Genomic DNA, 11023 nt, shown 5'->3' with positions numbered 1-11023 from the left:
CGGCGGCCGCACCGGCACTGGCGCCGGACGAGCCCGCGGCGGCGGGAGCGGTGGCCGCCGGAGCGGCGCTCCCGCCGATGGGCTGTGGCTGCCCCGGGCCGGCGAGGTCGCCGCCCGGCGTGGTCGCGGCGGGCTGCGTCGCCACCGGCTGACCCGGGGAGGCAGGTGTGCCCGCCGTGCCGGCGGGGGTCTCCTCGACGGGCTGGGTCGGGGAGGCGGGCTGGCCGGTCTGGCCCGAGGTCCCGGTGGCGCCGGTGGAGCCCGTGGAGGAGCCCGAGGTGACCGCCCCCGGGTCCGAGCCGTTGCTGCCGGCGGACGAGCCGCTGGCGCCCCACGAGGCGCCGCCGCTGCCCGCCCGGTGCTGCGCGCCCGGGTCGAGGCCGGCCATCATGTCCGCGCTGCGGCCGAGGTCCCGCTCGAGCGCCTCGTTGGCCCGGCGGGCCCTCTCCTCGCGCTCGGCGAGCTGGCTGTTGTAGGTGCTCATCTGCTGGCCGAAGCGGTTCTCGGCGCGGAGCTGGTCGCCCTCGCGCATCGTCGAGAAGTTCCCGGGCATGGACGGCTGCGACGGCGCACCCTGCGCGTCGAGCGCGTCCAGCTCGGTCTTCGCCGTCCGCAGGGCCTGCGCCGCGAGCTCGAGGGCCGACCGGCCCTCGCGCATCGCGCCGGCCCGGGACGACGTCCGCGTGGCGGCGTTCGCGAAGGACGTCTGCGCGGCCGCGCGGGTGACGTCGCCGAGCTCGCCGTCCAGGCCGTCGCGGCCCTCCCGCAGGCGCTCGGCGGCCAGCGCCAGGTCCTCGGCGTTGCGGCCCCACACCCGGACCGCGTCGTCGATGGTCTCGGGCGCGGCGCCCCGGAGCGCGGAGCGGAGCTTCTCCACCTGTGCCTCGTGCGGCATGTCCTCAGTCCCTCCCCGGGTCGACGTTGCCGATCTGGCGCAACGACGTGGCGTTGAGCGTGTCGGTGTCCTCGGTGTCCTGGGCGGCGCCGTCCAGGTTCACCGCGTAGTCCTGCAGCATCGTCACGGTGTCGTCGGTCTGCGTGATCGCGTCGGCGAAGGCGCCCTCGTAGTGGCCGCCGAGCCGCTGCCCGGCGTCGGAGCCGCCGAAGTGGACGGCCCCGAGGGCCAGGGACGCCAGCTCGGAGCGCGAGACCTGTCCGGCCTCGCGCGAGAGGTCGTCGGAGATCGACCGGACGGTCCCGCTGGTCAACCGGGTCTCGGTGGTGGGCCCGGTGCCGCCGCCCTGCTCGTTGGTCACAGCGATGTCACCCCTGTCGTGCCTGTCGTTGCCTGTCGTGGTGCGTGTGGTCGTGCCGGTGGGCGCGCCCGCGCCGTGCTCACCGGCGGGGGCCGGGCAGCCTCGTGCCCGGCCCCGCCGGTGGACGTCGTCGGTGGCGTCGTCCGGGTCAGCCGCGGAAGCGGTCCTCGCCGCGGAGGTCCGCGGCACGGTAGGCGGCGGCGGAGTCGCGCACGGTGTTCGCGGCGCCCTCGAGCACCTGGATCATCTCGCGCATCAGCTGGTCCCACTCGTTCTTGGCCTGGTCGTACGCCGCCTTCGCGGAGCCCTCCCACTCGCTGCGCAGCGGGTTGAGCTGCGCCTCGAGGCCGTCGAGGTCGCTGTTGATCGTCTTCGCCTGGGTCACCAGGTCGTTCGCGGCGCCGTCCAGGGCGGTCTGCTGAATCCTCAGGTCCATGTCAGGTCCCTTCTCGTCTCAGGTCGGTGGTCTCGCGGGCCGGGCCGCTCAGGCCTCGAGGCCGCGGGCGATGGTGGCGACGCCCTGGCCGATGTCGGTGTCGTTGGCGACGCTGTCGCGCTCGGTCTCGTCGAGCGCGTCCGCGAGCTGACCGAGGACGCGGGTGATGCGCTGGTGGCGCTGCTGCCAGGCCTGGGCCAGGCCCTGGAAGGCGTTGCCGCCCTCGCCCTGCCAGCCGCTCGCCATGCCGGCGATCTTCTGCTGCAGGGTGCCGGCGTCCTTGTCGAACTTGCTCTGCGCGTCGCGGACGACGCCGGCGGCGTTCTTGAGCCTGCCCTCGCCGAGCCTGATGTCCTGTGCCATGTCGCTCCTCCTCACCGGCGCTGCGCGTCGGTTCGTCGTTGGCTGACTGCTTTGGGGAGACCCAGCGGACTCCCGCTCGAGGGGGCTTATGCCCGGCCACGGGCGGTCTAAACCTGCGACTTCCCGCCGGTGTGCTAGGAGGTCAGCTCCCACAGGAAGCGGAACAACCCGGTCGCCACGAGGACGGCCGCGAGCGCGAGGGCGCCGGCGAACGCCTCGGACTGCTCCGCGCGGCGCGACCACCACAGCGACCGCCAGCCGCGGCCGGTGGCGACGGCGACCACGGCGCAGCCGCCACCCGCCAGGGCCACGAGGACGCCGCCGACGAGCAGCACGCGGTCCCCCATGAGCGCGAGACCGACCGCGGTCAGCGACGCCCAGCAGGCCAGGCCGGCGACCCGCAGCAGCGTCTGCGCCGCGCGGTGGCGGTAGCTCCTCGCGGCGAGCAGCAGGGCGGCCCCGGTGAGGAACACCTGGACCCACGCCCCGATCCGGTCGAGCTCGAGGGTCGCGGTGGCGAGCAGCATCGGCGCGGCGACGACCGCGGTCACGGCGACGGCGGCGGCCGCGGCCGTGACGAGGCGTGAGCCCCGGTCGACGAGTCCGGCCATGGCCTCGGCGGTGACGATCATGCTGGACCGCCGCCCCCGGCGGGTGTCGCGGGCGCTCCAGGCGGTCACGGCGAGCCGGTCGAGGTCCAGCAGCACCTGGTCGGGGACGTCCACGGCCATCGACGGCACGAAGCGCGCGGCCAGCATCGCGACGAGCAGCAGCAGCGACCACACGACCGCGGGGCGGGCGCCGAGGACGGCGGCGGTGCCGGCGAGCACGAACGCCGCGCTGCCGGCGACCATCCAGACCCGCAGCGCCTCGTCCCTCTCGTCGCGCCACGAGCGGGCGACCGCGGCGACCACGGCCGCGGCCAGCGCGGCGGTGCCCAGCACCATCGGCAGGCGCTCCTCGCCCGGTGAGAAGACGACGGCCAGGGCCGCGCCGGCGCCGAACGCGGGGGCGGCCACCGCCCGCTGGCCGGAGAGCTGCCCGACGGGCGCGGCGCCGAGCAGCGCGGTGGCGCCGAGGACCGCGGCGACGGCGGTGGCGGTCGTGCCCGGGCCGCTCTGCCCGGCCCACCAGCCGGCGAGCAGCCCCAGCAGCCCGGCGAGGGCGAACCAGAGGGCGGAGAGACGTCCGGGCCGGACCCGCTCCGCGCCGCGACCCACCAGGGGCGCGGGGGTGCGGGCCTCCTCCCCGTCGCCGGTCGTGGCGACGACGAGGTCGCCCGCCTCGACGCCCACCGACGAGAGCGCCCGGTCGGCGGGCAGCGCGTGGCCGACGGCGGACCACAGGTGCGGCAGGGTCTCGAGGCCGGCGGCGCGGGCGTACTCCCGGGCGACGTCCACGCCGGTCGCGCCGTCCGGCACGACGAGGTCCAGGACGCCGGTGGGCCCGTGGATGCTGAGCGCGAGGGTGTCGCCCGCACGCACGCTCGGGCCGGACGACGCCGCCTGCTGCGACACGCGCGCCCCCTCTCGCCGTACGCCGGTCGGTCGACCCGCCGAGCGTAGTGGCTGGGAGATCGCCGAGTGCCTGACTCGGGTCCTTCCCGCCCCTAGGATCTCCCACACCCGGGGCCGAGAGGTTTCACGGACGGCTGCGCGCGGAACACGGCGGGGGACGGCGAGGCACGAGGGTCCGGCGCGACCGGACGGCGGAGGGGGTCACCGGTGAGCACCACGTTGCGGGCCGGGCAGCGCGTCGAGCAGCCGGAGATGCCCAGCGGGCGGATCGAGCTGCAGCCGCCCCCGGAGCTGCAGGACCACGAGGGCGCCGCCGGCGTGGCGATGAACGCCATCCCGATGCTCGGGAGCCTCGGCTCGATCGTGCTCGTCGCCACCATGGCCGGGGGCAGCGAGGAGACCCGCAACCGCAGCCTCATCGCCGCCGGGATGTTCCTGTTCGCCACGCTCGGGTTCATCGCGATCCAGATCGACCGGCAGCGCAAGCAGAAGGCCCAGCAGCTGACCGGCTCGCGCACCGAGTACCTGCGCTACCTCGCCAACGTCCGCAAGGTCGCGCGCGAGGCCGCCGACCAGCAGCGCCGGGCGCTGAACTGGCACCTGCCGGAGCCCGCCGTGCTCCCGTCGCTGGCCGAGGACCGCTCGCGGCTGTGGGAGCACCGACCGGACGACGAGGGGTTCCTGCTCGTCCGCTACGGCCTCAACACCCAGCCGCTCGCCCTGGAGCTGGTGCCGCCCGAGACGACCGCGATCGACCAGGTCGACCCCGCCGCCGCGTCGGCGCTGCACCGGCTGCTCGTCGTCCACCGCCAGCAGCCGCACCTGCCGGCGTCCGTCGACCTGCGCGGGTTCGACCGCATCGAGCTGTGCGGCGAGGCCGAGGCCGCGCGGTCGCTGGCGCGCGCCATGATCTGCTCCGCGACGGCGTTCCACTCCCCCGACCACCTCGTCGTGGCCGTGCTCGCCTCCGACCGCAACCTGGCCCACTGGGACTGGGTGAAGTGGCTGCCGCACGCGCAGAGCGCCGAGCGCTCCGACGCCGTCGGGCCGATGCGGATGGTCACGACGTCGCTGGAGGAGCTGGGGACGATGCTGCCCCCCGACCTCAGCGAGCGCCCCCGCTTCGGCGCGGACGAGCGGGCCGCGTCGCCGCACATCCTGCTCGTGCTGGACGGCGGCCACCTGCCTCCCGGCAACCACATCGTCCCGCCGTACGGGTTGCACGGGGTCACGCTCCTCGACGTCCCGGAGCGCTGGGACGAGCTCGAGGAGCCGACCCGCCTGCGCCTGCAGCTGCAGGCCGCCGACCCGCCGACGACCGGCCCCGCGCGCGGCAAGCCGCCGGTGCGCGCCGTCCTGGTGCGCGAGGAGCCGGTCGGGGCGTACGCCGACCAGTGCGACCTGGCGACCGCCGAGGCGTTCGCGCGCCGCCTCGCCCCGCTGCACGTCGTCTCCTCCGGCTCCGACTCCGGTCCGGCCGAGCTGACCGGCCCCACCGACTTCATGGACATGCTGGGCCTCGGCGACGTCCGCTCGTTCGAGACGGACGGCGCCTGGCGCCCGCGGCCCGCCCGCGACCGGCTGCGCGTGCCGATCGGCCGCGGGGACGGCGGGCTGATCAGCCTCGACATCAAGGAGTCCGCCCAGCAGGGCATGGGCCCCCACGGCCTGGTCATCGGCGCCACCGGGTCCGGCAAGTCGGAGTTCCTGCGGACCCTCGTGCTCGGGCTCGCGCTGACCCACTCCCCCGAGCAGCTGAACATGGTGCTCGTCGACTTCAAGGGCGGCGCGACGTTCGCCGGGATGTCGCAGATGCCGCACGTGTCGGCCGTGATCACGAACCTGCAGCAGGAGCTGACGCTCGTCGACCGCATGCAGGACGCGCTGTCGGGCGAGATGGTGCGCCGCCAGGAGATGCTGCGCCAGGCCGGGAACTTCGCCTCGATCCGCGACTACGACAAGGCGCGCTCGTCCGGTGAGGACCTGCCGCCGATGCCGTCGCTGTTCATCGTCGTCGACGAGTTCTCCGAGATGCTCTCGGCGAAGCCCGAGTTCATCGAGCTGTTCGTGGCCATCGGGCGTCTCGGCCGCTCGCTGGGGCTGCACCTGCTGCTCGCCTCGCAGCGCCTGGAGGAGGGCCGCCTGCGGGGGCTCGAGTCGCACCTGTCGTACCGGGTCGGGCTGCGGACCTTCTCCGCCGCCGAGTCGCGCACCGTGCTCGGCGTCCCCGACGCCTACGAGCTGCCCGCCGACCCCGGCCTCGGCTACCTCAAACCCGACCAGTCGACCCTGCTGCGGTTCAAGGCGGCGTACGTCTCCGGGCCGCCGCCGGGACGCCGCCGGGTGCGGCGCGACGAGGGCGGCAACGTCCGCGGGATCCTGCCGTTCTCCGTCTCCGAGGTGCTCGCGCTGGACCCGGTCGACGAGGACGCCGAGGCCGAGCCGGTCGTCGAGACGCCCAGCGACGGCAGCGAGCAGAAGAGCCTGCTCGACATCGCGGTCGGGCGGATGGTCGGCAAGGGCCTGCCCGCCCACCAGGTGTGGCTGCCGCCGCTCGACCAGCCCGACACCCTCGACCGCCTCATGGGCGACCTGACCGAGGACCCCGAGCTCGGCCTCGTCTCGCCGTCCTGGCGCTCGCAGGGCGGCCTGAAGATCCCGCTGGGCACGCTCGACAAACCCCGCGAGCAGCGTCGCGACACCCTCGCCATCGACCTCGGCGGCGCGTCGGGCCACGTGGCGGTCGTCGGCGGGCCGCGCAGCGGCAAGAGCACCCTGCTGCGGACCGTCGCGACGAGCCTCGCGCTGACGACGACGCCGCTGGAGTCGCAGCTGTTCGTCCTCGACTTCGGTGGCGGCACCTTCGCCCCGCTCACCGGCCTGCCGCACGTCTCCGGCGTGGCGACGCGGTCCGAGCCGGACGTCGTCCGCCGGATCCTCGCCGAGGTCACGGGCGTGGTCGACCGCCGCGAGGCCTACTTCCGCTCCCAGGGCATCGACTCGATCGAGACCTACCGCAGCCGCCACGCCGCCGGCCGCGCGGACGACGGCTGGGGCGACGTCTTCCTCGTCATCGACGGCTGGAGCACCCTGCGCGCCGACTTCGAGGACATCGAGATGGAGCTGCAGCAGCTGGCTCCCCGCGGCCTCACCTTCGGTCTGCACCTCGTCGTCGGCGCCACCCGCTGGGCCGACTTCCGCGCCGCGATGCGCGACATGTTCGGCACCCGGCTCGAGCTGCGGCTCGGTGACCCGCTGGACTCCGAGGTGGACCGCAAGGTCGCCGACCTCGTGCCCACCGGCCGTCCCGGCCGCGGCCTGGTGCCCGGCAAGCTGCACTTCCTCGGCGCCCTGCCGCGCGTGGACGGCAGCCCGGACCCCGACAGCCTCACCGACGGCATCGAGGACCTCGTCAAGCGCTCCTCGGCCGCGTGGTCCGGCCAGACCGGCCCCAAGCTGCGCCTGCTGCCCGAGCGGATCGACCTCGAGCGGGTCGTCGAGCTCGCCGGCGCCGGCCCCGACGACCCGCGGGTGCTGCTCGGGATCGACGAGAAGGAGCTGGCCCCGGTCGCGCTGGACATGGACTCCGAGCAGCACCTGCTGGTCTTCGGCGACAGCCAGTCCGGCAAGTCGACGCTGCTGCGCTCCTACATCCGCGAGGTGGTCCGCTCCCGCGACGCCAAGCAGGCCCAGCTGATCGTCGTGGACTACCGCCGCTCGCTGCTCGGCGAGACCCCCGAGGAGCACCTGCTCAACTACCTCACCTCGGCGGCGCAGGCCGGTCCGGTGCTGCAGGACCTCGCGACGTACCTCGAGCGCCGCATCCCGGGCCCCGACGTCACGCCGGAGCAGCTGCGCAACCGCTCGTGGTGGTCGGGCGCGGAGTGCTTCCTCGTGGTCGACGACTACGACCTCGTCTCGACGCAGAGCTCCTCGCCGCTCGCCCCGCTCCAGCCGTTCCTCGCCCAGGGCCGCGACGTCGGCCTCCACGTGGTCGTGGCGCGTCGGGCCGGCGGCGCGTCGCGGGCGCTCTACGAGCCGATCATCCAGTCGCTGCGCGACCTCGCGATGCCGGGCATCCTGCTCTCCGGGCCGTCCGACGAGGGCTACCTCATCGGCAACAACCGCCCCGCCCCCGCCCCGCCCGGCCGCGGCCGGCTCATCACCCGCGACCGCGGCACCGAGACCGTCCAGCTGGCCTACTGCGAGTCGCGGATCTGACGGCGGGTCGGGGGCCGGCCCTGGCCATGTAACGCGGAGTTACGGCTTGGTCACAAGCCACCGGCGGGGGTCCGGAGCACCACAGCCCCGCGGCGGACGAGGGTCACCCGGCGGAAGACGGGGCCTGTCACCGTCGGCGGAAGCGGGCGGGGCTGGACAACATTCCTGTAACCCAGAGTCAACCTCCCGGCATTGTGGATCGTTAAAACTAGGCGAGTCCCTCCCCTCCACCCGAGATGGAGCAGCCATGACCCAGACCCGCCGCCCCCGTCCGGCCGACACCGTCGTCGACCCGAAGATCGACTCCCAGCTCGACCGCCTCAGCGCCCAGCGCGAGCGGCTCGTCACCCGCCACTCCCACCGCCTGCGCGACCTCATGGAGGCCCGTGAGGACCTGCGCGGCGTCCACGCGATGGCCGACTTCGTCGACGACGCGGTCCGCTGGTCCGCCTGAGCCCGCGCCGCCGTCCACGAGGGCGCCCCGGATCGCCGATCCGGGGCGCCCTCGTCGCGATCGCTATGATCCGGCGGTGATCTTCAAGCGGGTGGGCGACGGCCGTCCCTACCCCGAGCACGGCCTCTCGTCGGGCGGCTGGGCGAAGATCCCCCCGCGCCAGGTGCGGCTCGACCAGCTGGTCACCACCCGCGACACCCTGCGCCTGGCCGACCTCCTCGACGAGGACTCGACCTTCTACGGCGACCTCTTCGCCCACGTCGTGGCCTGGAACGGCGAGCTGTACCTCGAGGACGGCCTGCACCGCGCCATGCGGGCGGCCCTGCACCAGCGCCCGGTGCTCCACGCCCGCGTGCTGGAGGTGGCCGCCTCGTGAGCCGGAAGATCCGCTCGGCCGTCACCCTGTCCGTGATGGCGGTCGTCATCGTCCTCGGGGCCACGTGGGCCTGGGCCGCGCTCACGGACCCCTTCCCCGAGGGTGGGTTGTTCGGCGACAGCGCCGCCCCCGCCGCCGAGGAGATCTGCAGCCCGATCGAGCTCTCGCCCGGCGACCGGCTGCGGACCGACCAGGTCACCGTCAGCGTGCTGAACGCCGGCCAGACCGCGGGCGCCGCGGCGGGCACGCTCGACGAGTTCGTCGAGGCGGGCTTCGCCGAGGGCATGCAGGGCAACGCCCCGGACGACGCCGACCTCGACTTCGTGCAGATCTGGAGCGACGACCCGTCCAGCCCCGCGGTGCGGCTGGTGAAGTCCTGGCTGGGCGACAACACCCTCGTCGTCGAGCGCGAGCTCGACACCCCCGGCGTCCACGTCGTGGTGGGCGACCGCTTCGGCGACCTCATCGAGGGTCGCGACGCCGTCCAGGTGCAGCGGGACGTCACCGTCTGCGGCCCCGCCAACGCCGGCTGACGCTCACCGAGCCGGATCCCCCGGGTCGGGTCCGCCGCGTCAGTCGGTCGCGCCCGGCCGGTCCTGCTGACCCTCGGGCAGCCACCGGGCGAGGCGGCCGCCGGTCGAGATGTCGCGCAGGCGCCGCTCGGTGGCCTCCCGCCGTCCCCGGGGCACGACCACCAGGAGGTCGTCACCGTGGCGCAGGACGGTGCGGCCGTCGGGGACGAGGATGTCCTCGCCCCGCACGACCAGCGAGATCGAGGCCCCCGTGGGCAGCCGGAGCTCGCGGACCTCGACCCCGTGGAGGCGGGAGGAGTCCCCGACGCGCAGCTGGAGCAGGTCGGCGGCCATCCGGTCGAGGGGCGCGGCCTCCACCTCGAGGTCCCGTGCCACGGACCCCGCGACGCCGAGCCGTCGCGCCACCCACGGCAGCGTCGGGCCGGTGAGCAGGGTGTAGACGACCACCAGCACGAAGACGATGTCGAAGAGCTGCTCGGCGCCCGGCACCCCCTGCGAGAGCGGGATGGTCATCAGGACGACGGGGACGGCGCCGCGCAGCCCCGCCCAGGACAGGAAGGCCAGCTCGCGCAGCGGCAGCGGCTGCACCAGCGCGGAGACCGCGACGGACACCGGCCGCGCGACGAACGTCAGCACCAGCCCGGCCACGACGGCGGTCAGGACGGTGCTCAGGGTGATCCGGCCCGGCGACAGCAGCAGGCCGAGCATGACGAACAGGCCGATCTGCGCCAGCCAGGCGACCCCCTCGGCGAACGAGCGGGTGGCGGTGCGGTGCGGCAGGTCGGCGTTGCCCAGCACGAGCGCGGCGAGGTAGACGGCGGCGAAGCCGGAGGCGTGCAGGCCGGCGGCGGCGCCGTACCCGAAGAGGGTCAGGCAGAGCACCGCGATCGGGTAGAGGCCGGACGACGGCAGCGCCGCGCGGCGCATCGCCCAGGCGCCGCCGAACCCGACCGCCAGGCCGACCAGCGAGCCGACGGCGAGCTCGAAGACGATCTCGCCCAGCATGGGCAGGACCCCGTGCTCGGTCGCCGCCCCGGAGGCCACGAGGGTGACGAGGACGACGGTCGGGGCGTCGTTCAGCCCGGACTCCGCCTCCAGCGTGCCCACCAGCCGCCGGGGTAGCGGCACCACCCGCAGCACGGAGAACACGGCGGCGGCATCGGTCGCCGAGGTGGCGGCGCCGAGGAGCACCGCGAGCTGCCACGGCAGGCCGAGCAGGAGGTGCGCCGCCACGGCGACGACCAGCACCGAGACGGCGATGCCGACGGTCGCCAGGGCCGCGCCGAGCGCGATGGAGGGCCGGACCTCGCTCCACTTCGTCGTCAGGCCGCCCTCGGCCAGGATCAGGGCGAGGGCCGCGAAGCCGAGGGCGTGGGCGAGGTCGGCGTCCTCGAACTGGATCCCGAGCCCGGCCTCGCCGATGGCGACGCCGATGAGGAGGTAGACCAGCAGGCTGGGCAGGCCCGCACGGCTGGACAGCCGGACGGCGAGGATCGCGAGCAGCGTGACGGCGGCGCCCTCCAGCAGGAAGAGGTTGAGCTGCTCCACGTCGAAGGTCACGCCGCACCTCGCTGCTCGCCGTGGCCGGGGGCCCAGCCTATCGGCGCGCCCGTTTCCGTCCCCAGGCGGCAGGCGGTGCCGCGCCTGCACAGGCTCGTGCGCGCGATCACCACGGGTCGTCCGGGGCGAGCAGGCTGGCGGGCACGCGGACGGGAGGGGGCACCGGGTGACAGGCGGGGTGGTGGTCACGAGCGGGATTCGCGCGCTCGCCCGGCGGGCGCGCGCGGAGGCGGACGCGGTGGAGGCCGAGGCCGGCGACGTCCGGGCCGGCGTCGCGCGGGCGGCGTGGAGCGGCGCCGCCGCCGAG

9 protein-coding genes and 1 pseudogene are annotated in these 11023 nt (G+C 75.0%); 4 read left to right on the top strand and 6 right to left on the bottom strand.

Going from position 1 to position 11023, the window contains the following annotated elements; genetic code table 11:
* From MJ876_RS21315 to MJ876_RS21295, 5 genes and pseudogenes are all read right to left on the bottom strand, one after another.
* Nucleotides 1–895 (bottom strand): annotated as a pseudogene (locus MJ876_RS21315) (hypothetical protein); the annotation flags it as partial.
* Nucleotides 896–899: 4 nt separating this feature from the next.
* Nucleotides 900–1256, bottom strand: a complete 357-nt coding sequence (locus tag MJ876_RS21310; RefSeq protein WP_240239492.1) for a hypothetical protein — start codon at nucleotides 1254–1256, stop codon at nucleotides 900–902.
* A 148-nt stretch (nucleotides 1257–1404) separates the two neighbouring features.
* A complete protein-coding gene (locus tag MJ876_RS21305; RefSeq protein ID WP_240239491.1) occupies nucleotides 1405–1692 on the bottom strand; it encodes a WXG100 family type VII secretion target in 288 nt (95 codons plus the stop codon).
* A gap of 48 nt (nucleotides 1693–1740) precedes the next feature.
* Nucleotides 1741–2055, bottom strand: a complete 315-nt coding sequence (locus tag MJ876_RS21300) for a WXG100 family type VII secretion target (protein ID WP_240239490.1) — start codon at nucleotides 2053–2055, stop codon at nucleotides 1741–1743.
* A gap of 134 nt (nucleotides 2056–2189) precedes the next feature.
* On the bottom strand, nucleotides 2190–3572 hold the full coding sequence (locus tag MJ876_RS21295; protein ID WP_240239489.1) for a hypothetical protein: 1383 nt from the start codon (nucleotides 3570–3572) through the stop codon (nucleotides 2190–2192).
* Between the two features lie 207 nt (nucleotides 3573–3779).
* Here MJ876_RS21295 and eccCa point away from each other — a divergent pair, with 207 nt between their 5' ends.
* The 4 genes from eccCa (at nucleotide 3780) to MJ876_RS21275 (ending at nucleotide 9156) form a co-directional block, all read left to right on the top strand.
* Nucleotides 3780–7793: a type VII secretion protein EccCa gene (gene eccCa, locus MJ876_RS21290; protein ID WP_240239488.1), complete on the top strand. Its 4014-nt coding sequence runs from the start codon at nucleotides 3780–3782 to the stop codon at nucleotides 7791–7793.
* Nucleotides 7794–8040: 247 nt separating this feature from the next.
* Entirely contained in the window at nucleotides 8041–8247 is a 207-nt protein-coding gene (locus tag MJ876_RS21285) for a hypothetical protein (protein WP_240239487.1), read from the top strand.
* A gap of 76 nt (nucleotides 8248–8323) precedes the next feature.
* Nucleotides 8324–8623, top strand: a complete 300-nt coding sequence (locus tag MJ876_RS21280) for a type II toxin-antitoxin system VapB family antitoxin (protein WP_240239486.1) — start codon at nucleotides 8324–8326, stop codon at nucleotides 8621–8623.
* Nucleotides 8620–9156 carry a LytR C-terminal domain-containing protein gene (locus MJ876_RS21275; RefSeq protein WP_240239484.1) on the top strand — a complete coding sequence of 179 codons (537 nt, stop codon included), beginning with the start codon at nucleotides 8620–8622 and terminating at the stop codon, nucleotides 9154–9156. The genes MJ876_RS21280 and MJ876_RS21275 overlap by 4 nt, the downstream gene beginning before the upstream one ends.
* A 39-nt stretch (nucleotides 9157–9195) precedes the next feature.
* On the opposite strand, the gene MJ876_RS21270 is transcribed toward MJ876_RS21275, so the two are convergent.
* The gene (locus MJ876_RS21270; RefSeq protein ID WP_240239482.1) at nucleotides 9196–10716 is read right to left on the bottom strand and encodes a potassium/proton antiporter; all 1521 of its coding nucleotides are present in this window, start codon (nucleotides 10714–10716) and stop codon (nucleotides 9196–9198) included.
* Between the last annotated feature and the right edge of the window lie 307 nt (nucleotides 10717–11023).

The organism is Nocardioides sp. CFH 31398, from assembly GCF_022436705.1.
Classification (GTDB): domain Bacteria; phylum Actinomycetota; class Actinomycetes; order Propionibacteriales; family Nocardioidaceae; genus Nocardioides.
Note: the sequence above shows the minus strand (reverse complement) of the source record. Positions and strands in the feature narration are given on the sequence as shown.

Excerpts from the sequence above, each read along its gene's own strand:
- MJ876_RS21285 (WP_240239487.1), top strand. The coding sequence starts at position 8,041 with ATGACCCAGACCCGCCGCCCCCGTCCGGCCGACACCGTCGTCGACCCG.
- MJ876_RS21300 (WP_240239490.1), bottom strand. The coding sequence starts at position 2,055 with ATGGCACAGGACATCAGGCTCGGCGAGGGCAGGCTCAAGAACGCCGCC.
- MJ876_RS21305 (WP_240239491.1), bottom strand. The coding sequence starts at position 1,692 with ATGGACCTGAGGATTCAGCAGACCGCCCTGGACGGCGCCGCGAACGAC.